Source organism: Arthrobacter melezitosi (genome assembly GCF_054511055.1).
On the sequence record NZ_JBTNDJ010000002.1, the window covers coordinates 368098 to 389529 of the forward strand.

A 21432-nucleotide genomic window follows, 5' to 3' on the forward strand; every position below is an offset into this window, starting at 1 on the left:
GCGCTCCGCATCGAGTACCGGCGCCCGGTAGTGCAATGGTCGCGCAGACCCGCCAGCGGCCGAACGGTATGCGTCAAACGGCCCGAATGTGACGGCGCAGCCGGCCGGGCTCCGCCGCGTCGGTCCGCCCTTTCCCGGCAGGGAAGCGCTGTCGGATTGTCCGGGGGACGGCCGGACGATCTCGATTCCCTCAGCGCTCCAGGGCCCGGTGCTGCATGTCACGGAGGGCTCAGGAATACATAACCGGTTATGCACTGTTACACGGGCAAGATACATAACTGGTTATGTAGTTCCTCCAGTGAAAGGCACGTACGATGCAGTTCGGAATTTTCTCGGTCAGCGACATCACGCGGAACCCGGTGACGGGGTACACGCCCAGCGAGGCGGAACGCATCGATGCAACGGTCAAGATGGCAGTCAGGGCCGAGGAGGTCGGTCTCGATGTCTTCGCCATCGGCGAGCACCACAACCCGCCGTTCTTCTCCTCCTCGCCGACAACCCTGCTGGCCCATGTCGCAGCCCTGACCAAGCGGATCATCCTTTCGACGTCGGTCACCCTGATCACGACGAACGATCCGGTCCGCATCGCCGAGGAGTACGCGCTGGCGCAGCATCTGGCCAAGGGCCGGCTGGACCTGACCCTCGGACGCGGCAACACTGTCCCGGTCTACCCGTGGTTCGGCAAGGACATCCGTCAGGGCCTGCCGTTGGCGTTGGAGAACTACAATCTGCTGCACCGGCTGTGGCGCGAAGACGTCGTCGACTGGGAAGGAAATTTCCGGACCCCGCTCCAGGGATTCACTTCCAGTCCCCGGCCCCTGGACGACGTGCCTCCCTTCGTCTGGCACGGCGCGATCCGCACACCGGAGATCGCCGAGCAGGCCGCCTACTATGGCAACGGATTCTTTGCGAACAACATCCTGGCTCCAAACTTCCACTTCCTGCCACTGGTCAACTTCTACCGCGAGCGCTTCGAGCACTACGGGCACGGCACCAAGGCCCAGGCGATCGTGGGCCTCGGCGGGCAGGCGTACATCGCCAAGCGCTCCCAGGACGCTGTGCGCGAGTTCCGCCCGTACTTCGACGAAGCACCGGTCTACGGGCACGGCGCCCCGTTGGAGTACTACGCGCAGCAGACCCCGCTGAGCGTCGGAAGCCCCCAGCAGATCATAGACAAGACCCTGGAATTCCAGGAGAAGTTCGGCGACTACCAGCGCCAGCTCTGGGTCATGGACCATTCGGGCCTGCCGCTGGCCGCCGTGCTCGACCAGCTCGAACTGCTCGGCGGGGAGGTCGTTCCCGTGCTGCGCAAGGAGATGGCCGCACGGCGTTCCCCTGGCGCGGCGGACGCCCCTACCCACGAGTCCCTCACGAAGGCAAAGTACGGCGACGCCGCACCGCGACAGCCGCGCCCCAACCCCAACCGGGGGGACAACGTCACGGGCACCTCGCCCTACCAGGACAGCGACGCCGCAACCCCGGCCCGCTATCCGCTGATTGGATAGAAGGGCGATCCGGTGAACCGGCAAGACAAAAACGAGATCCGGCTGGCAAATGAGTCCTGGGAGGCTCTGCTTCAGGCAGAGACCGCACTTGCCCGGCGGTTCGCCGCCGACGAGATCTGGGATGAACTCTCAACGCGGGAATACGACGTCCTCTTCACGTTATCCAAGGCCGACGGCGGACTGGGGATCAGCGAGCTCGGCCGGAGGATTCTGCTCTCCCAGCCGGGTATGTCGAAACTCGTGACGCGGCTTGAGGAGCGCGGGCTCGTGGAAAAGCGTTCGAACCAGGTGGACCGCCGGGAAGCCCGCATTCTATTGACCCAAGCGGGAACCGAAGCCCAAAAACGGGTGGGGCGGAAGCACGCGCGGGCCGTCGCCGACAGAATGACCAGCGCCCTCAGCCACGCCCAGCTCGAACAGCTTCGAGACCTCTCCCGGCAGATCACCGCCGTGATTAATCCGGACCTCCTGAACAAGCCCACCACCGAACGGACCTCCTCGTGAACCCCACTTCCCCCCAGAACGCACATCCGGACCCGGAGCAGACCCGCAGCATCGTGGTCCTCAGCGGAGGCATGAGCGACACCTCCTCCTCCCGGATGCTTGCCGACCGCCTGGCCCAGAAGACGCTCGACCGCCTCAACGGGCAGGGCATCCCGGCCGCGGTCAGCATCATCGAGCTGCGTCCCCTCGCCCCCAACATCGCCCACGCGATCGTTTCCGGTTTCCCTGACTCGGACCTCCAGGCCGCCATCGACAGGCTCGCCGCCGCGGACGCCGTGATCGCGACGACCCCTATCTATAAGGCAGGCATCAGCGGGCTGTTCAAGGCCTTCATGGATATCCTCGACAACGATCTCCTCATCGCCGTGCCCGTGGTCCTTGCGGCAACCGGCGGCAGTGCCCGGCACGCACTTGTGATCGATGATCAGCTCCGGCCGCTCTTTGCGTTCATGCGCACGCTCACCACGCCCACGTCGCTCTTCGCCGCACCGGAGGACTGGGGAGACAGTGCACTCACCACCCGGATCGAACGTGCGGCGACCGAACTTGTGGCAATGGTCACCACCGGCATCAGGGCCGCGATCACCGACGACGCCTGGAGCCAATACCAGCACGCCTTCGCCGGGAACGCCCGCCCCGCAACGGCCGTCCCGGAGGTTGCCTTCGACACCGACCTGATGAGACTGGCAACCGGCGGCACCTTCACCGCCGGGGCCTAGCGGGGCCTGCGGTCGGCGGGCGACCCGCCGCGCCCCGTCGCCCAGGGGAATCCAAACCGCCGCCGGACTACCAGATCCCTTCCTGATACCCGCGCAGAGAGGTGTCATTAGGGTTCGTCGGCCGGTCCTCCGACCGGACGCTATGGTCCTCATGCTTGTTTGCGTAGGTGCGTGGGCGGTTCATCTCAGCACGGCGGCGGATCGTTCCCATGACCAGCAGCGCTCCCCCAAGCACGAGCAGGACGGCCGATGTACCCAGCAGGACCACGGCCTGCGACAAATCCCCGCCCGCTGTCCCATAGGTCGCGGTGTTGTACCGGTCGGTGCCGGGCAGAAAGACCAGCACACCGGCGATGATTGCCGCCGCGCCGGCAGCCGTCTGCCATACCCCGGGCCTCATTCTTGGACCAACCACGGTATACCTCCCCTAAGCGGTGCTGTGGCTTCGACGTTGGGCAGCACCGGAAACCCATACCGGACGGCCGTGTCGGCTGCACCCGATCCTACGCCCGGGGCACCGAGCCCGCGCCGGAACTCAAGGCGTCGATGGTGGACCAACAGGAAGACTATGCGAACTGAGCCTATAGAAATTTCGAAAGACTCTGTGTCGCGCTGAGGGATCCCTGCAGCCGGCCGGGGTATCAGGTCCTGGGTTCGTGCGTCCTAGCCCAGATGGCCGTAATGTTTGTCGCCTTGGTGATCGTCGCGCTGCACCAGGACGATCACGTCGTCGAGAGCCTCTGACCTCGCCGAAGTAAGTACAGGTCCGCTGCGGGCCGAAGGGTAGAAGGGTAGAACTTACGTATGACACCAACTCCCCTGGTCCTGGGTCCCATCCTGCGGTACGTCGACGAGACCTCGGCAAGTATCTGGGTGGAGGTCGGCACCGCGGCACGCGTCGTCGTCCGGGCCGCCCAGCGATCCTGGGAAGCACGCACGTTCGCCGTCCACGGGCACCATTACGCGCTCGTCGAGGTGGACGGGCTCGAGCCGGGAAGCGTCAGCCCCTACACGGTGGAGATCGACGGACATCAGGCCTGGCCCGACCCGGGATCGGCTCCCGAATTCCCGCCGTCGAGAATTGCGACACGCACCCCGGGGAAGCCCCTGCGACTGGCCTTCGGGTCCTGCCGTACGAGCGTCCCCCACACCAAAAAGAGCAATCGGACCCACGGCATCGATGCCATGCGTGCGTACGCGCTCAACCGGATAAAGGACGACAGTTCACCGCGGCCGGACCTGATTCTTTTCCTCGGCGACCAGGTGTACGCCGATTCCACCAGTGAGGAAATGCAGCAGTTCATCCGCGGGCGGAGGGACATCCAGGAGGAGCCCGGCGCCGAGCTGAAGGACTACGAGGAGTACGCCCACCTGTACAACCTGGCCTGGTCCGACAGTGCCAACCGCTGGTTGCTGTCCACCCTTCCCAGCGCCATGATCTTCGACGACCACGACATCCGCGATGACTGGAACGCCTCCGCCTCCTGGAAGCAGGAAATGGAGACCACCTCCTGGTGGCAGGACCGGATCGTCGCGGGCCTGGCGTCGTACTGGGTGTACCAGCACCTCGGCAACCTGTCACCGGACCGGCGCGCCGAGGACCGCATCTGGCAACGGATCGTCAACCATCACGACGCCGCCGAGCTCGACCTGAGCGAGGAGCTCGACGCCTTCGCCGACCGGGCGGACAAGGACCCGGCCAGCTACCGCTGGAGCTACTGCCGCGACTTCGATGACACGCGCCTGATCGTGGTCGACTCCCGCGGATCCCGAGTGCTGACACCCGATGCGCGGTCCCTGCTCACCCAGGAGGAGACGGCGTGGCTGGATTCCAGGATGGTGGGCGGATTCCGGCACCTGCTGGTGGGAACCTCGCTGCCGTTCCTCCTGCCGCTGGGGCTGCATCACATCGAGTCGTGGGACGAGGCCCTCGCCCAGGGTGCGTGGGGCGCGCGGGGCGCACGGCTGGGTGAGAAGCTGCGGCAGGGCATGGATCTCGAACACTGGGCGGCCTTCCAGAACAGCTTCCGCGCCGTGGCCCTCATGGCGACGGAGGTGGCGGACGGCAACCGGGGCCCGGCACCGGAGACGGTGACCTTCCTGTCGGGAGACGTCCACTTCTCCTACGTCGCGGAAGTGGACCGGACGTCGGGCAGCCGTATCCTCCAGGTGGTCTGCTCCCCGATCCGCAATCCGCTGCCGCGGCTCCTGCGCTCCTCCACCGCCATCCTGTCCTACGCCGTGGCGGCGCCTCTTGGGGCCCTCGTGGCGCGCTCCGTGAAGGTTCCCCACCCGCCGTTCCACTGGCGGAACATCAGGGGACCATGGTTCGACAACAACCTCGCCTCGCTCGAGGACACCGCGGACGGGCTCACGCTGTCGTGGCAGTCGGGAACGGTGGACGGCGAGGACCATCTCCACCCCCGGCTCAGGGAGGTTGCCGCGATGACAGTGCCGCGGCGTGGGTCTGGGAATATGCCGGGAGGGGAAGCTGTGCCCGAGACAGCGCTCTCGACTTCCAAGGGCACTCGGGCACGGAGAGGACGGCGACAGTAGGAAATGCCTCCAGCGCGGCGTCCCCGGTCCGAGCGCATGGATCTGTAATCCATTGAGTACCCGCTCCATCGGCATTCCCGAGTCATCCTCGGCTGGTACCCATGCCTGACTACCCGTGCCGACGGACACTCTAGGGACAAGTTGCCGGATGCACCTTATCGCAGTTACGAACCGGTAAGCGCAGGCTCCGAAACCCGCCGTCGACGCCGCGGCGAAGGGTCCTCGTAGTGCGATGGGAATGGAAACGAGCGCCAAGGACCAGGTCTTGGTGGCCGTGGGCTTTCACGCGGTGCGTTGCTGTTAGCGCCCCCTCATCGTGCATTTCACCGTGCGGGGCCTACGTACCTTGAACGCCTGCAGAGCGCACTCGATCAACGGGCTTTAGGAAGCCGCAGGGCCGGGAAACGGTGTTCGGGCAAAAGGCAGCTCGCGGTGAAGAGACCAAGGCCTCGAGTACTTGCAACCGCGTTCCTGGTGCAGAATCTTGTATGGCCTTCATCCACGACCCACCTATACCGCCCGACCTCAGCGGTGCGCAGATTCGAGCGCTGATCCAATACGCCGAGAGGATGAGGATTTACATGGAGATTGAATTGTCACGCGCCGACGAGGATGGCCTAGGACACGCAGCATTGCATCTTCCTGCTGTCATCGAAGGCTGGCGATTCACAGCACAAGCAATCAGCGAAACCTATGACGGAGAATTTTGAGCACTCACCTTCATGGGCTCGGAAGGCGTCGCGGTGAATGATCCCTCAGCGGACAATTGAGCGGTTTTCTGCGGCGGCACCAACGCCCCGCGAGGGGTTAGGCTCGCCCTGTGAAATCTCGGGGAACGTTCATGGTTTCCGCCGGTCTTTTGGCCGCGGTGTTCAGTCTCGTCTTTGTTGGAGTGCTGTCCAGCGGTAACCGGGTGTGTCCGGCAATCGGGTACGAGTATGTCGGTGATGTGGAATTGGACTTCTCCAAACAGCCACAGGCCGTATCGGCCTGTTTCGGTGAGGGATGCACCCCCGAGAGCATAAAATTCCGTGACGGAAAATGGTTGGCTCCCCAGTCGCCCCCAAACCTGCTGCCACCCGCCGAGGTCACCTCCATTTACGTAGAGGCAGTGACCGCGTCGGGTGGGCGCTTCGCTCGCACCTTGCCACTCGAAACCGAATCAACTGGGGAGCAGCCCTTCGGGCCCCGTTGCCCTGGGCCTTTCAAGTTCAAGGCCGTGCACGTGGCACTCGACTAAGCAAATCACCCCGTCGATGAACCGTCACCATGCGCCGCCGTCGGGGACTGCAGGTTTTGGGCCGAGCGGATACCCCGGGCTGTCGCGGCGAAGAATTGCTTGTGGGACGGTGCTGGCATGCCTCGACACTGAGCATTGGCCCTGGAGGTGGACCGGCAACTCGGAGCGGGCATCGCCATAGACTCACCTCATGCCAGTGACGATTGAACGCCTTGACGCCCGGACCCGCGCCGATGCGGAGCTGGCTGCGCTCTCCGAGGGGGCGTGGCCGGCGTTCATCTCCGCGGACCAGGTGGTGGCCGGCATTTGGGACTGGGTGCGCGCCGAATTCGCCCACCCCGAACTCGCCGCCGTCGACGAATCCGCGCTGGTGGCCACCGGATGGGCCGTCCCGGTCCACTGGGACGGGACCCGGGCGGATCTTCCCGCGGGATTCACCGGAACCCTCGTGCGCGCCCTGGAGAACCTCGACGCGAACGCCGCACCGAACACCCTGGTGATCTGCGCCGCCCAGATCCACCCCGGCCTGCAACGGACCGGGCTCGCCGCCCAGTTCCTGAACGCCTTCATCGACTTCGCCCCGGGTATGCACTGGAATCGGTGATCGTTCCGCTGCGGCCAACCCTGAAACACCGCTACCCCCTGACACCGATCAGCAGCTATAGCGTCTGGACCCGCGATGACGGGCAACCCTTTGATCCGTGGCTGCGCGCCCACGTCGGGATGGGAGCCACCGGGAACCAGGCATCTGGCTCCGACACCGCTGAAACCACGACCTCGGCCTCGGGTGTCTACGGCCCCGGCAGCAGCGTTGGACCCGCCCGAGAAAGTGTGCTCTGAGGATCGGTCAAGGAGGCACCCGCATGAACGAGTACTTGACGTGATTTCGGATTACCCCATCCGCCCGGCCTGGTTACACCAACGTTGGAGGGGTCTCCACTGCCATGCTGCGTACATGGTCGACCAAGTCACGCCACAACATGATGTTTGCCCCGTACTCCTCATCGGACTCCACCACCACTCGGGACGGCAGCTCGATCAGGTTGGCCTTCTTCACCCGCCCGCCGACAATGAGGGCGCCCACGTAGATGCGACGCCTAAAGATGGAGATGTGCTGGCGCACGGGATGGAGCAGGTGCGCCTGCTCAAGCTCGCTCTCCTTACCGCTCCACCCGAGCACGGTGAACCGGGGGTACCGGCCTCCGTCGTCCTGCTGATGACCGACGACGCGCAGCAGCAACCGGGAGCCCGTGGTCTCCTCGATGTAGAGCAGGTGCTGGCCCACCTCCCACGGCGTGTTCTTGAACTTGCGGGGTCTAACCTGCTTCCGGGGCGGAAGGTCCTGGAGGAGCTTCCTCCGCAGGGCCTGCAGGGATTTTCTCCGGGCCGGCACCAGATCCTCATCCCATGACGCCAGCTCCTCGGGTGAGTCGATAATTCGAAGCGCCCGCTGGAAGGTGTCACGGTCGGGGATGCCGAGGCTGTGCTCGGTGGAAGCGAGGGCCAAAATGATCCGGTTGTTATCGGTGTCCTCCGGCTGCCCGTAGCAGAACTGCTCGATGGTGGCCGCCGACGCGGCGCCCGGATCCTGCCCCTGACCAATCAGGTCGGTGAACTCACCGCGGACATCCAGTGCTTCGTCGCTGTCAAAGATTCCGACGCCCCATACGCCCAAGAATTCCCCGTCCTTCCTTCAGGAACCCCATGCAGGGGCCGGTAACAATGCACATGCGGACCGCAGCGGGAGCCTTGGGCAATCACGTGCTGTGGAGATCCTACTGATGATCTGCCCACGAGCACCCAACCGTCGCGGTGAAGAATCGGCATACGCGCGACCACTGATCTCCGAACAACTCTTCATCGTCTCGGGTTCTGTACCGGAGGAGACTTGAGGCGACGGCATCCCATCACGGGCCGTCCGCGGGGCCACCCGGCTGCGGGGCCTCACAGTACCCTGTAGCGGCTTGGTGGATCGATGAGCACCATATCCCCCCTCAAGAAGGCCGCTCAGCGGTCGCGCCATCTCTTGCCCTTGGCGGCTATTGCACTGATTGGATGTCTCGCGGGATGCGAGAATGAGCCCGACGACGCCTCCCGCCCGTCCACCCGTTCTCCGACTACGGAGGCTCGCACGGTCCCACCGCTGCCGGACAGCGGCGACATCGACGCCGGCACATACCTCGTCACCAGCTACACGGAGCCTTTCGAGATCACCGTCCCGGACGGCTGGTTGACCACCGACGGCGACGCCCTGTCCAAGGACGACCCAGATCACCCGGATGAATGGGCCGTCTACGTGGCGTGGTGGCCCGCGGACTATGTACCGACGGACGCATGCGCGTGGCAGGGCGCGCTCGCCGAGGTCGACCCGTCGGCTGAGGCCTTCGTCGACGCCATGACGGCGCAGACGTCAACGGCCAGCACCCCTCCCGTCGAGGTCGTGGTGGGCGATTACTCCGGCTTCGAGTTCGACCACTCCATCGAGGGCGACGTAGACATCACAGGCTGCGACCGCGGCAAGTTCTGCATTCACTCAGGATTTTCGAACGAATGCTCACGCTGGTACTCGACCCGGAACGAACGCGAAACCTACCGGGTGGTCGATTTGAACGGCCAGCGCGCTGTGGTCTGGGTGGCCCAATCCGGCGAAGCGTTGAATCCGGAGCTGACGAGAGAGGCACGCGCCGTTTTCGACTCGATCGTGTTCAAGTCCGACAAGTGACCAGCTAAAGCGATCGGCGATCCCGGCAGCGCCGGACCAATAGTCCGAGGGTCTCAAACCGGCAGGACCGCCACGATCTATCTATTGACTTTCGATCGATCAGCTATCGATACTTCAGAGTATGGACGCCTTGCAGCAATACCCTGGCCCCCTCACCGTCATGGTGACGCGGACAGCCCTTGGCCTGCTTTTCGGTGCAGTGGTTGTCGGGCAGATATTTTCCGTTATGAAGTCACAGTCTTTGGCGGCGAATTACCCTGAGTTTCTCATCTTCAGGTGCCTCTCGTTGCAGCAGCAATCGCATTCGGTATATGCGTAGAAGCCGTGCTGGCCGCTGCCGCTGTTCTCACCGGATACAGCCGGGATCACCGGATCTTTGGTCCCTCGGCGCTCAAGCTTGTCGGATTCATGACGGATGCCCTCGCCGTGGCAACCGCCATCGTCGTGATCACTCTGTTCATGATCCCTGGCCCGCCCGCCCTTGGCATGCTGCTCCTGGGCGGTGTACTTGCAGGGACTGCATTGACAGTGGTGCTGCGGGTCCTGCGATCTCGCCTGCGAAGCGCTGCGTGCACCCGGGTGGAACTCGGCCCGGCTGCTGGATGGCGATCCGCATAGCGAGTGAAAATTACGCGACCGAGCGTGGCTCGGTCGTCACCAGCCAACGCCGCGGAGGCACGGCCAGCGCCCTGTCGCCATTTCCATGCTCCTGCCAGCGGCTGGCGCATTGCGGCCGATAGGAGCAGTGAGGAATCGGGTTACACACAGTCAAGATAACGGCCTTGCCGACCTGTGAATTAAGGGTCGAGTTCCTAAGCCGGCCCTTGTCATCGACCGTGTCTAGATGATGCAGTGAAGCGATGCATCGGATCCTGCTCCGCGAAGTAGTCATCGACGCCCCGGACGAGGTGTTCGCCAAGACTCGAGACTTTTGGGGTTCCGCTTTGTTCGCGGAACCGAGGCAGGTGGAGGAGCATCCAGAATTCACGGGCCTCGTCGGACCCGCTGCAATGTCCTGGGTCGGACTTCAAAATGTGGGAGCCGCAGCCGCTCGATTACATCTCGATATCGAAACCGACGATGTGGATGCCGAGGTGCAACGCCTGGTCACGTTGGGTGCAGAAGTCGTTGGCCAAGGGCGGGCATGGATCGTGCTGAAAGATCCCGCCGGACTGCTGTTCTGCGTTGTCCCTTACGAGTCCCCCTGGTTCGACGAGCGTGCCCGCGTCATCCCCTAGGACGCCCAGGTCAGCGCCACGGGACCAGGACCTCCCACAGGTTCTGTCGCGCCGCGACAACCTTCGAGGTGGGGGTGTTCATCGAAGGATCCTCAGCGGAACAAGCCGGGAGGCCGGCATTGCATCGCCTCTAGAGCCTCGCGCTCTCGTGTTGCAGAAGCCGTGATCAGATTCTCAAGCCAGGTGCATCGAAGGCTGATCGACTGACGCATTGGGGTGTACCCGACGCAGCACCTGAGGACTAGATGCTCGGTCAGGGCAGCGGCCCTCGCGGTCCATTGACGATCTGCGATCCAGTTTCAGGGGGACGGGGCCTTTCAGCTACAGGAGAGGCAGGCACCTCCCGGCCTCGGTGCGGCCGCTGCCGTGGAAGACTGCTGGCATGGAGGCCCCAGCGCGCGACCACGACCTCGTCCTCTTCGGTGCGACCGGCTACGTCGGTGAACTGATCGCCCGATATCTTGCGGACCATGCTCCGCCGGACCTGCGCGTGGGGCTCGCCGGGAGGTCGGGGGTGAAGCTCGAGGCCGTACGGTCCAGGCTGCCCGCCGCCGCACACGACTGGGCCCTCATCGAGGCCGACTCGGACCATCCCGGCTCGCTTGCTGCGCTGGCCGCGGGCACCAGGGTTCTCTTCACCACGGTGGGTCCCTACGCGAAGTACGGACTGCCCGTCGTCGAGGCGTGTGCCCGCGCCGGCACCCACTACGGGGACCTGGCGGGCGAGGTGTCCTTCGTCCGTGAAGCCATCGGCCGTTGCGACGCCCTGGCAAGGACTACCGGTGCACGGATCGTCCACGCGTGCGGCTACGACTCCGTCCCGTCGGACCTCGCGGCGCTCCTCCTGCACCGCGCCGCGGAGGCCGACGGCGCGGGCGGACTGACCGAGGTGCAGCTCGTCGCCAGGGCGAGGGGTGGCTTCAGCGGCGGCACCATCGAGTCGATGCGTGGGCAGCTCGACGGCATGCGGTCGGACCCTGTGCTGCGATCGCTCGCGGACGATCCCTATTCCCTGAGTCCGGACCGGACGGCGGAGCCCTCGACCCGGCAGCCGGCGGACCTGGGGTGGGTCGGCCGTGCGGAGGACGGCCTGCGAACCGCCCCCTTCATCATGGCGTCGGCGAATACGCGGATCGTGCGTCGCAGCAACGCCCTGCAGGGTTGGGCCTACGGCCGGTCCCTGCGGTACGGCGAGGTGATGGGTGTGGGGCGGGGGCCCGCCGGCGCCGTCATTGCCGGAGCGACGGCGCTCGGCCTACGGGTGTTCGGAGCCGCGCTGGCCCTACCGCCCACGAGGAAATTATTGGACCGCGTCCTTCGGTCGCCCGGTGCGGGCCCGAGCGAGGCCGCGCGGCGCTCAGGCTGGTTCTCCTCCCAGGTGACTGCTTCCACCGAGAGCGGCCGGCGGTACCGGGCCGTCGCAGCCGGGCCCGGCGACCCGGGATACGCCGCCACCGCCGTGATGGCCGGGGAGACAGCGCTCTCACTTGCCCTCGACGGCGACCGCCTGCCGCCCGCCGCAGGATCGCTGACCCCGGCGACCGCCCTGGGCGGCGTCCTGGTAGATCGGCTGCGCGAAGCAGGCCATACCTACGAAGTCATCTCCCTCACCTGACGCAGGAAGTGGTGCACTGGTCGTACATGGTGCAACACCTCGGGACGAGCGGCAAAACCCATCTCACCTCACTAAGACAGCGGCGACGCTTCCGCACACGGTTTCTGCCGCACCAACAATCCGCTTGAGGCGTAGCAATACCTACCGGTGCTCAATGGGTCGTTTTTGCACACCCAACGAGTGGGGCGTGAGGAGGCACAGGGTATTTCCCTTGTTGGCGGTGGCCCTGACACGCTGTCCGCGGTGACAGCTGGCGGCAGGATGGTTCACGAACTACTCTTCAGCGGTGTTCAGTCGTCGAAGACGGACCAGCAGATACCGCTCCTGCGGCCTTGGTCTTCGAGGACAAGGGGGCGGAGGTGATCGGGGATCTGCTGGCGCTGCCAGTCGCGCTCAGCACGCGCGGCCTCTCGCTCCTGATCGCGGGGTGCTGCAGCTGCAGCGGCCTTAATGGCATAAGCGGCCGCCCCCAGGTCGTGTTCGGGAACGTGGGCAACACAGGCCGCTTGGCCGGCTGCGTATGCCGCGAATCGTGGAGCGCCGCGCAAAGGACGCGCAGCACCCATCGCGTGTCCTCCGATCGCACGGGCGAGCATCATCTTCGCTTCGCCGCGCGTCCAGGCTCGCGCAGCGTCGATTGCCGCACGAGGCCGGCCATCATCACGGTTCAATTCCTCGAACAGCCCTAGAACATGCTCGGCGCAGGCAGCGGCCCACAATGCCAGGAGCTGATGATCGGCGTCAGCCATGAGTCCACCGCGCCGGATCAACACGAGACGAGGATCGCGAACAGCAGGAAGGATCATAAGACTGATTCTTACTCCCTGCCCATCACAGACGGCAATACACCCCTGCTCGTGCGTGCGCGGGAGGACCCTCATAAGCTCCCCTCTCGGCTTGGTGCTGACGGATAATCGGGGTAGGAAAGGGCAGTTGCAGGCAGACCATGAGGGAGGCAGGGGTCTCTCACAGACTCTAAGAGAAGCTCCTATAACGAATTCCGAGTTCCAAGCAACTGACATTGCCAGCCTGTTAGCGTCACACAGATGAAGCAACGACCAGGGCCACTCAAAGCGCTTGCGGGGCTGCTCTCGGCTGTCCTACTCGCAGGATGTACCACCCAAAGTGAACTGAAGTCCGATGAACAACCAGTGCCCAGCACCTCGGCAATTGATCGTGGTACAGCGGTGGCGGATCCTGTTTCCGGGACCTACACGGGCACGCGCACGATCGAGCTTGGTGCTCCGCCCGCGGAAGCCACCCACATCTATTTGGAACTCACCTGCCGAAGCGCTGGCACGATTCTCGTGCAAGACGGCGACGAAGTGACCTGTACAGATCCAGATGACGGTACGACGCGCGTCCTCTCGTCATTTCCCGTGTCACCAGGACAAGACTCCGTTCAAGTGATTGCGAACGATCCGGGTGTCGGCTACGAGTTGAAAGCCGTCTACGAAAACGGTGCGTCAATCCAGTAGCCCAATCCCGCCCACTCGCCATTCAGATCGCGACACAGCCGTTTTCCACCCGGAGCAGGCGCGGTGACACCGCCCATTCGCTACGCACCTTTCTACCTACCGTCCACAGTGGCCACTCGGACGTACCAGTAAGAAGCATCGAAACTCCGGCGCAGACGAAGCGGACCTCATGAGTACTGCGTGGAACCAGCCCAACTCCTCGGCCCGAGCCCCGAGGTGGCCGCGGAGCTGATTGATAAGGTGGTGAACCAGCCGTGGCCGTTGGACCCGGAGCAATTCGGCGGGAATTTCACAAGCATCGACTGTACCTCCGGGCCCCCGTTGAAGCATCTTCTTAACGTCGGTGCGTTCGGGCTTCCGTTTCGATAACGAACGTGTCCCGGGTATCGACGCGGCCGGTCGTCCCGGGCAGGGTGAAGCCATGCGTGCACTGCATCCGGCGAACGGGGTCTTGGCTTTGACCCAGGTGCTGCTCTCCGTCGTATTTTTGTCGGTGCTGTTGAGCGGGTGCGGCGGCGCCCCCGACGGCAACGCTCAATCCGTGGACGCTGCCGAGATTGTCGATGGCTACGACTGTCTCGCGCCGAATCTGGGCGGCTGGACCGTTCCGCCCGATCCGACCCACCCTCCCGGTTCCCAGCATCAGGATGCGCCGGACCCTGGCCGGGTGCCTGCCGGTTTCGTCCCGACTACAGCCGTTCGCTGCGATCAGATGGGCAGCGTTGACGATGCCGAAGGACAGTGGAGCGCCGTCACCGCTGTCACTCTCACCGGTGATCTGGCACCACTTTTAGCAGCCCTGGCCGAGCCGGATGACGGAATCGGGCCTGGCCCGTGTACGGCGGATATGGAACTCGTGTCCCCGCTTTGGCTCGTCGACGCGGCCGGCCGGGCGGTCCACGCGCACTACCCCCGTGACAGGTGCGCAAAGACGAAGCCCGGCGTGCACCAAGCTCTCGCCGGGCTGTCCGTACGAGAGACCACGACGTTGAAGCAGACCCTGGTTGTACCGCGCGCTGCCCTGGACAGCGGATGCGCGGCCGCATGGACTGCCCCCTTCGCTCAGGGGATACCGCCGGCGATTCCATCGGCTGGTTCCGCTTCGGGCACCGTCGGAGCATCACCGGCTCCCCCCACGCCGATAGCCGATACCGTGCTGGCCGAGATCGACGGAATGCGTTGGTGCCGTTATGCGGTCGAGTCCACTCCGGCGGACGGGGCGGAGCCGGACGGGGCGGAGCCCGACGGGGCGGAGCCCGACGGGGCGGTGGCCGCTCCGGCAACAGGCACGCTTCATACAGGCCGATTCGTTGCTGGTGGAACGCTCGACACCGCGACCGCCCGGTTGGTGGCCGATGTTGCCGCGTCCGGGCCGGTGTCCCGCTCCTGTAATGAGTCGGCGACGATGTTCCTGACGCTCTGGCCGAGCCGGGGCGGACATGAACTCGGGTCGATAATCACGATCGAGCTCGACGGCTGCGGACTGCTGCACCGTAACGGAAGTGACGCGCGTACACTGCCGGCCCACGCACGCGAGCTCCTGACCGTTCAAACCCGGAGGTAACCGACGATCCGGCCACCGAGGCCCCAAAACCGGAAAGGCGTGGCATCCTCCGTTGATCGTCGGGTGACCGCTCAAGGATCGGTATGTGCGAAGCTTTTGTTGTCCGCTCTCGACCTCAGCGGGCCGTATCGCATTCACGGATCCTTCTCCGGACGCCTGGAGTGCTCAGCTCAAGCTGCCTGCCTCCTACGCACGTTAGGAGCGGCTAAGCCGTGAGGGTTCCTTAGTGAGGAAAGCGCGCTCAGTGATGCCGCAATGTACTGGTGGACCCCCGTGGAGTCCTGGACAGCAAGGTGCTGCTATATCCGGATCCGCTCGCCGCCGGCCTGAGATACTTCCATCATGACCATCGACATCAGGGCCATGCTCGACCGAGTCGTCGCGGAGGTGTTCGATGAAAACTTCACCGCCACACCGATCGGTTCCAGCGGTGACTCCTGGCTTAGCCCAATGAGCACTCTTCGAGACTCAACATCCGTTTGGACCGGCTTCGCGCTTAGGTTGGATCGGAGTATAAGAACATGGGCGGTCAGAGCAGATTCCCTTTCCGCATGCGACAGTAAACCATGCCACTCTCACCGCGAGGTCTACGATCGAAACCAGCCCGGACTCCTTTGGTTTCAGCTGTCCTTACGGGGGTTGTGTGGCAGAACTTCGGTCAAGACGCATTGTTCATTCCCTCGCACGTGCTCTCCATTGCCTTGGCGATCGGCGTGCCAATCACCTATTTCTTCATGGGCAAGCAGCGAGGCGCTGCAGTCACACACCTTCAACGCGGCGCGATACTGCTCTCGATCGCAGCGCTACCCATGCTCATCGCCAACGGTCTGCACCTCTCGTACAGGTCCGCGGACGGAGCTGCCGGCGACATCGGAGGGATCCTGATCATGCTTTTAGGATGGGCAGCTCTTGTAGGAACCTCCGCGTTCCTCATTGACTCGTCTTCAGCGCAGAGACGCAAAGCTGCACGCTAGTTGACCGGCTTACAGGAAGGCCATCGGTAATTCTCCGCCCGACGTTGGAAGCTCGAAGTTGATGGTCACAAACCCGCGCGGATCACCTCGTGCTGCCGCGTTGGACCCGCCCGAGAAAGCGCCCGGTCAGGGATGCGCCTGCGGGCGCTGTGATCACTAGGAGATGAAACCGCTGCGCTGCCAGTACTGAGCATTCCTGGAGGTGGAGCGAAGGATGGTGTCGGGCGCGTACGGTGCCGGCCAGAAGGAAATTTCGTACCGGTCGGGGGCAGGGCGTTCCTCCGTCGCCACATCCTGGGCCTTGCCCTCGTCCATGCCGGAGGCTGACCACCGCAATCGATAGCTGGGATCAGGGAGGTCGAAGACGAAGCTCGCGTTTTCAGCCCACCCATAGAGGCCTGTGCGCACACCGTGTGGACGGAAGCTGATCTCGACAATCTCTTCCCAGTCACCCAGTGGGGGCGCAGTGTCGAGGAGTTGCACGCATACCGGGATCAGCCCCGTGTGGGTGCCGGTGACCAGGAACGCGGCGCCGTCGACGCTCCCGCCACACAGTCCGTTGTTCTGCCCGACGAAAGCCTCCGCAGGGTGCACCAGCTCCGCTCCCCCGCTGAGCAGATAGAGCTGCGAGTACGACGTCGACACCAGATCCTCGAACAACTTCCCCATGCGACGGCAGTCTGGCACACACGGCCGAAGCTGTCAGGTCTCGCCCAGGATGCCCCGGTAGGGGATCCTTCAGCGAGACGCTGGTATCGAGTGGATAAGTCGTGTTCGGACGGCGATAGCGGCGCAGACGATGACGGAGATGCCTCCGAAGACCGTGGCCGGCGTGAGGTGTTCGTGGAGCAGGAGTGCTGCCCAGAGGAGGCTCAGGACGGGTTGGGTGAGTTGTACCTGGCTGACCTGCGCCATGGGCCCGAGTGCGAGTCCTCGGTACCAGGCGAAAAAGCCAAGGAACATGCTGATGACGGCCAGGTAGGCGAAGGCAGCCCATTCGGTCAGTGTTCCATTGGGTGGTTTCTGCACTACGGCGGTCAAGGCTAGGGCGAGCATCAGAGGGGACGCAATGACGAGTGCCCAGGACACGGTCTGCCAAGCACCTAGTTCGCGGGCGAGGAGGCCGCCTTCTGCGTACCCGATAGCAGCGGCCAGGACGGCGGCGAACAGCAGCAGGTCCGAGTTGGTGAGGTCGGTGGGGCCACCGCCCTGCAGGACCGCGAACCCGACCGCCATGACGGCCCCGATGACTGCCAGCACCCAGAAGAGCGCGGGTGGCCGTTCTTTGCCGCGGATGACTGCCGTGACCGCGGTCACCGCGGGCAGGAGGGCGATGACGACGGCTCCGTGGCTCGCCGGTGCCGTCGTCAGGGCAAAGGAGGTGAGGAGCGGGAATCCGACAACGATGCCCCCGGCGACCATGGCAAGCCGTATCCATTGCGCGCCGGTGGGGAGCCGTTGCCGGGTGAGGGTCAACGCCGCGATCGCGAGGACTGCGGCGATCACTGCCCGCCCTGATCCGATGAACAGGGGTGAGAGTCCCCCGACCGCTACACGGGTAAAGGGGACAGTGAATGAGAACGCGAGGACGCCGAGCAGTCCCCAGGCAAGTCCTGCGCTGAACGGTGATAGCGCAGCCGATTTTCCGCGAGTAGCGCTACTATGTGGGTTCATGACCAACGATAGCAGTTCGCGGATCGTGATAGCCCTGCGGGAGTGGATCGCCGTTGCCCCTGCTGGTGCAAAGCTGCCGTCGACCCGTTCATTGGTTGCCCGGTATGAGGCCAGTCCCGTTACCGTACAGAAGGCACTCCGCATCCTGTCCGGGCAGGGACTGATCGAAAGCCGGCCAGGGGTAGGTACTTTCGTGCGTGCAGTCCGCACCGCTAAACCGTCTGATTTCGGGTGGCAGACAGGGGCTCTGGGTGCACCGCGCAACCGGGTGTCACCCGCTCCGGCGACAATGCGTGCCGCACCCATCGACGCGATCGCTCTTCATGGTGGGTACCCGGACCGGGAGCTCCTGCCTGAACGGCTGGTTCGTGCCGCCCTGGCCCGGGCAGGCCGCAGCGATGCCGCGCTCACGCGTTCCCCTGTCACCGGCCTGCCGGAGCTGCAATCATGGTTCGCCGCGGAGCTGGCGGCGGCAACCCCTGTCGGCTTCACTCCACCTCTGGCCAATGATGTGATCGTGCTCCCCGGCAGTCAGAGCGGGCTCAGCTCGATCTTCCGCGCCCTGGTGGCAGATGGCCGGCCGCTGCTCATCGAATCTCCTTCCTACTGGGGGGCGATCCTGGCCGCAGCCCAAGCAGGCATCCGCCTCGTGCCTGTCGTATCCGGTCCCTCAGGTCCTGACCCTGCGGACGTTGCCCGGGCATTCGAGGAAACCGGTGCCCGGGCTTTCTACGCCCAACCGAACTACTCGAACCCGACAGGAACCCAATGGCCGGCTGCCACCGCATCCGAAATCCTCGACGTCGTCAGGACCTATGGGGCGTTTCTCATCGAGGACGACTGGGCCCACGACTTCGGCATCACCACCGACCCCGCCCCGGTGGCAGCCCGAGACGACAACGGACACGTCGTCTACATCCGCTCACTGACCAAGAGCGTGTCACCGGCCCTGAGGGTCGCCGCGCTCATCGCCCGCGGACCAGCGCGGGACAGGATCATCGCAGACAGGGCAGCAGCATCCATGTATGTCAGCGGTGTCCTGCAAACAGCTGCCCTGGACATCGTCACTCAACCTGGCTGGCAGACTCACCTGCGCGGGCTGCGCCAGCAACTCCGCTCACGGCGGGACCTGCTCATCGACAGCCTCACCGAGCACGCGCCGCTGGCCCGTCTCAGCGCAATCCCGCCCGGCGGGTTGAACCTCTGGCTCAGACTCCCAGACGCCACAAACCTGCCAGCCTTCATCCATGACTGCGAATCGCACAACGTCCTCATCGCACCCGGCACTGAATGGTTCCCCGCCGAGCCCACCGGTCCTTTTATCCGCCTCAACTACTCCGGACCCAACCCCGGCGCCTACCCAGAGGCCATACGCATCATCGGCCAAATCCTGGAGCAATACAGCAGCTAGGAAGCGTGCGGTTGAACCTCACGATGCACCTATGCCGGCACCGCCCGAGGACCCCTGAGAGGGTGCTTTCCATGTGCTTTGAGGGATCCGCCAATGAGACAGCCGTAAGAACGAGTAGCTGATGAGATTTCGGATTACCCCGGCCGCCCGGACTGGTTACACCAACGTTGGAGGGGTCTTCAGCGCCATGCTCCGGACATGCTCAACCAGGTCACGCCACGCCATGAAGTTTCCGCCGTACTCTGCATCGGATTCGACTACCGCCCGGGACGGCAGTTCGATCAGGTTTGATTTTTTCACCCGCCCTCCAACGATGAGGGCTCCGACATGAATTTGATGCCTGAAGACGGAGATGTGTTGACGTAGAGGGCTGAGGAGGTGCGCCTGCTGAAGTTCGTTTTCCTCGCCGCTCCACTCCAACACCGTAAACCGGGGGTATCGGCCTTCCTCGGTGACCTCGTGGCCCACGACGCGCAGAAGCAATCGGGAGCCCGTCTTTTCGTCAACGTAGAGCAGGTGCTGGCCAACCTCCCACGGCGTGTCCTTGAACTTACGGGGCTTGACCTGCTTTCGTGGTGGCAGATCCTGGTGGAGCTTCTTTCGCAGGGTCTGCAGGGATCTTCTCCGGGCCGGAAGCAAGTCCTCAGCCCATGATGCCAGCTCTTCGGGTGACTCGATGATTCGAAGCGCCCGTTGGAAGGTTTCACCGTCTGGGATGCCTAGGTCGTATTCGGTGGAAGCGAGGGCCAGGATGATCCGATTGTTGTCTACGTTATCGATCGGTCCGTAGCAGAACTCGGCAACGATGGCCGCGGAGGCGGCTTTCGGGTCCTGTCCCTGCCCAATCCGGTCAGTAAATGCACTGCGCACATCCAGTGCTTCGTCGCTGTCGAAAATTCCGACGCCCCAAACGCCCAAGAATTGTCCACCCTTCCTTCAGGAGCCACTCAGGGCCGGTAGCAGTGCACATGCGCCCGGGGCGGGAGCCCGGGGCGATTGCGTGCTGTGAAGATCCTACTGAGAATTTGTTGAGGAGCATCTAACCGTCGCGGTGAGGGATCCGTCACTGCACCAATCACTACAAAGTCTGTAGTACGCGTTCTGTACGATCGGGAAATATGAACATCCCGGCCAATGTAACAGCGCACCTCCTCTACTGGTTCATGGGCTCATTGGCAGCTGCCGCAGTTTTCGCCTCGGTCTTTGGCGTCTCTCTCTTAACCGGGCCTGGAAGTGCGACGAATGATTTCGAGCCACTGACTACAGCGTTGATTCACACCATTTTCATGTTCGTGATCGTCCTACCGTGGTCCTTCGGCGCAGGGGTTCTTTCCGCACTTGCAGCTTGGGTGACGAGAGACAGCACATCGGTTGTCGCTTTTTCCACGGTCTTCCTGACGACGGCACCCACCCCTGTAGTGGGACTTTGGCTTGCGACAAATGGTTACGGTCTTACCTCCCACCACCAGTTCCTGTTCTCGGTAACCACTACTTTTCTCATCGCAGCCACTTGGGCTTTCCTGCAACACCTGGTCGTCTCGAAACGTACGGAACCCGCGAGGTCTTCCTAGTGATACCAAGCCATTGAAGTGCGGCCGATCCCTTCATGCGTGCTGGCTGAACCAAACGGGACATCGCGGAGGCCTGCCGCCTCCAGACGTGCCGAAACTCTAAAGAAGATGGGGTACGCCGGTGAAACAGGAACTTAGGTTCCTCGGGCAGAGCCTTGTTTCGTCGCTGGTATTCGTCGTGTCGGTTCTGGCTGTTGTGGCGCTGGCTTTGAAGCGGCAATCAGAATGGGCCCCGCCGGAGCGGGGTCCATTCCTTGATGGACGCAGCTCGCCTTGGATCTGGTCGTGGAATCGTGAGAGCTCAGAGCTTGCCATCGAGGTGAAGAAGCAGGTCTCCCTTGTTCTCATCCACGTCGATCTCGGTGTGGGCACGGCGCCGCGCCCACGGCGGCGGATTTCAATTTCACCGCGTGGCCCGTTTAGCGTGGAAGGCATGCCTCTCGCCCTTGTCACCGGAGCCGCCCGCGCCAACAGCATCGCTGCCGGGATCGTGCCCCGGCTGAGCTCCGACGGGTGGGACGTCGCCACCAGCGACCTGAACCAAACGGACTACCCCTGCGACCTGTCGTCCCCGACCGGTCCCGAAGAACTCGTCGACGCCGTCACGCGGGACCGCGGCCCGATCACGGCGCTGATCCTCAGCCACGCCCACGACATCGAA

At 64.0% G+C, this 21432-nt stretch carries 20 protein-coding genes and 1 pseudogene; 15 read left to right on the plus strand and 6 right to left on the minus strand.

Annotated elements, in window-relative coordinates; all coding sequences use genetic code 11:
• The first annotated feature begins 314 nt into the window (after positions 1 to 314).
• The 3 genes from ACX80W_RS04520 to ACX80W_RS04530 are packed head-to-tail and all read left to right on the plus strand — an operon-like array spanning position 315 to position 2728.
• Complete coding sequence (locus ACX80W_RS04520; RefSeq protein ID WP_459280820.1) at positions 315 to 1505, plus strand: LLM class flavin-dependent oxidoreductase; 1191 nt, start codon at positions 315 to 317, stop codon at positions 1503 to 1505.
• Between the two features lie 12 nt (positions 1506 to 1517).
• Positions 1518 to 2009 (plus strand): MarR family winged helix-turn-helix transcriptional regulator, encoded by a 492-nt coding sequence (locus tag ACX80W_RS04525; protein WP_459280822.1) that lies wholly within the window; start codon positions 1518 to 1520, stop codon positions 2007 to 2009.
• Positions 2006 to 2728 carry a CE1759 family FMN reductase gene (locus ACX80W_RS04530; protein WP_459280824.1) on the plus strand — a complete coding sequence of 241 codons (723 nt, stop codon included), beginning with the start codon at positions 2006 to 2008 and terminating at the stop codon, positions 2726 to 2728. The genes ACX80W_RS04525 and ACX80W_RS04530 overlap by 4 nt, the downstream gene beginning before the upstream one ends.
• A gap of 67 nt (positions 2729 to 2795) precedes the next feature.
• On the opposite strand, the gene ACX80W_RS04535 is transcribed toward ACX80W_RS04530, so the two are convergent.
• Positions 2796 to 3128, minus strand: coding sequence for a hypothetical protein (locus ACX80W_RS04535; protein WP_459280825.1), 333 nt, complete (start codon positions 3126 to 3128; stop codon positions 2796 to 2798).
• Positions 3129 to 3532: 404 nt separating this feature from the next.
• Between ACX80W_RS04535 and ACX80W_RS04540 the strand changes: the two genes are divergently transcribed.
• The 3 genes from ACX80W_RS04540 (at position 3533) to ACX80W_RS04550 (ending at position 7128) form a co-directional block, all read left to right on the plus strand.
• Positions 3533 to 5284 (plus strand): alkaline phosphatase D family protein, encoded by a 1752-nt coding sequence (locus ACX80W_RS04540; protein ID WP_459280827.1) that lies wholly within the window; start codon positions 3533 to 3535, stop codon positions 5282 to 5284.
• 488 nt (positions 5285 to 5772) lie between these two features.
• Positions 5773 to 5994 carry a hypothetical protein gene (locus ACX80W_RS04545; RefSeq protein ID WP_459280828.1) on the plus strand — a complete coding sequence of 74 codons (222 nt, stop codon included), beginning with the start codon at positions 5773 to 5775 and terminating at the stop codon, positions 5992 to 5994.
• A gap of 720 nt (positions 5995 to 6714) precedes the next feature.
• On the plus strand, positions 6715 to 7128 hold the full coding sequence (locus ACX80W_RS04550; RefSeq protein WP_459280830.1) for a hypothetical protein: 414 nt from the start codon (positions 6715 to 6717) through the stop codon (positions 7126 to 7128).
• Between the two features lie 309 nt (positions 7129 to 7437).
• Here ACX80W_RS04550 and ACX80W_RS04555 read toward each other — a convergent pair whose 3' ends face one another.
• A complete protein-coding gene (locus ACX80W_RS04555; protein ID WP_459280832.1) occupies positions 7438 to 8199 on the minus strand; it encodes a DUF4259 domain-containing protein in 762 nt (253 codons plus the stop codon).
• Positions 8200 to 8499: 300 nt separating this feature from the next.
• Here ACX80W_RS04555 and ACX80W_RS04560 point away from each other — a divergent pair, with 300 nt between their 5' ends.
• From ACX80W_RS04560 to ACX80W_RS04575, 4 genes are all read left to right on the plus strand, one after another.
• Complete coding sequence (locus tag ACX80W_RS04560; protein ID WP_459280833.1) at positions 8500 to 9246, plus strand: hypothetical protein; 747 nt, start codon at positions 8500 to 8502, stop codon at positions 9244 to 9246.
• Between the two features lie 276 nt (positions 9247 to 9522).
• Positions 9523 to 9864, plus strand: coding sequence for a hypothetical protein (locus tag ACX80W_RS04565; RefSeq protein WP_459280834.1), 342 nt, complete (start codon positions 9523 to 9525; stop codon positions 9862 to 9864).
• Between the two features lie 242 nt (positions 9865 to 10106).
• Positions 10107 to 10484, plus strand: a complete 378-nt coding sequence (locus ACX80W_RS04570; RefSeq protein ID WP_459280835.1) for a VOC family protein — start codon at positions 10107 to 10109, stop codon at positions 10482 to 10484.
• Positions 10485 to 10866: 382 nt separating this feature from the next.
• A complete protein-coding gene (locus ACX80W_RS04575; RefSeq protein WP_459280836.1) occupies positions 10867 to 12099 on the plus strand; it encodes a saccharopine dehydrogenase family protein in 1233 nt (410 codons plus the stop codon).
• A 290-nt stretch (positions 12100 to 12389) separates the two neighbouring features.
• Here ACX80W_RS04575 and ACX80W_RS04580 read toward each other — a convergent pair whose 3' ends face one another.
• Positions 12390 to 12905: a putative immunity protein gene (locus ACX80W_RS04580; RefSeq protein ID WP_459280837.1), complete on the minus strand. Its 516-nt coding sequence runs from the start codon at positions 12903 to 12905 to the stop codon at positions 12390 to 12392.
• Positions 12906 to 13145: 240 nt separating this feature from the next.
• Here ACX80W_RS04580 and ACX80W_RS04585 point away from each other — a divergent pair, with 240 nt between their 5' ends.
• Positions 13146 to 13577: a hypothetical protein gene (locus ACX80W_RS04585; protein ID WP_459280838.1), complete on the plus strand. Its 432-nt coding sequence runs from the start codon at positions 13146 to 13148 to the stop codon at positions 13575 to 13577.
• A gap of 421 nt (positions 13578 to 13998) precedes the next feature.
• Positions 13999 to 15141 carry a hypothetical protein gene (locus ACX80W_RS04590; protein ID WP_459280840.1) on the plus strand — a complete coding sequence of 381 codons (1143 nt, stop codon included), beginning with the start codon at positions 13999 to 14001 and terminating at the stop codon, positions 15139 to 15141.
• Positions 15142 to 16271: 1130 nt separating this feature from the next.
• Here ACX80W_RS04590 and ACX80W_RS04595 read toward each other — a convergent pair.
• Entirely contained in the window at positions 16272 to 16784 is a 513-nt protein-coding gene (locus tag ACX80W_RS04595; RefSeq protein ID WP_459280842.1) for a hypothetical protein, read from the minus strand.
• 69 nt (positions 16785 to 16853) lie between these two features.
• Positions 16854 to 17789, minus strand: coding sequence for a DMT family transporter (locus ACX80W_RS04600; RefSeq protein WP_459280844.1), 936 nt, complete (start codon positions 17787 to 17789; stop codon positions 16854 to 16856).
• On the opposite strand from ACX80W_RS04600, the gene ACX80W_RS04605 reads away from it, so the two are divergent.
• Positions 17788 to 19200 (plus strand): aminotransferase-like domain-containing protein, encoded by a 1413-nt coding sequence (locus ACX80W_RS04605; RefSeq protein ID WP_459280846.1) that lies wholly within the window; start codon positions 17788 to 17790, stop codon positions 19198 to 19200. The two genes, ACX80W_RS04600 and ACX80W_RS04605, sit on opposite strands and share 2 nt — an antisense overlap.
• A 156-nt stretch (positions 19201 to 19356) precedes the next feature.
• On the opposite strand, the gene ACX80W_RS04610 is transcribed toward ACX80W_RS04605, so the two are convergent.
• A complete protein-coding gene (locus ACX80W_RS04610; protein WP_459280848.1) occupies positions 19357 to 20118 on the minus strand; it encodes a hypothetical protein in 762 nt (253 codons plus the stop codon).
• A gap of 200 nt (positions 20119 to 20318) precedes the next feature.
• On the opposite strand from ACX80W_RS04610, the gene ACX80W_RS04615 reads away from it, so the two are divergent.
• The gene (locus ACX80W_RS04615) at positions 20319 to 20771 is read left to right on the plus strand and encodes a hypothetical protein (RefSeq protein ID WP_459280849.1); all 453 of its coding nucleotides are present in this window, start codon (positions 20319 to 20321) and stop codon (positions 20769 to 20771) included.
• A gap of 433 nt (positions 20772 to 21204) precedes the next feature.
• Positions 21205 to 21432 (plus strand): annotated as a pseudogene (locus ACX80W_RS04620) (SDR family oxidoreductase); the annotation flags it as partial.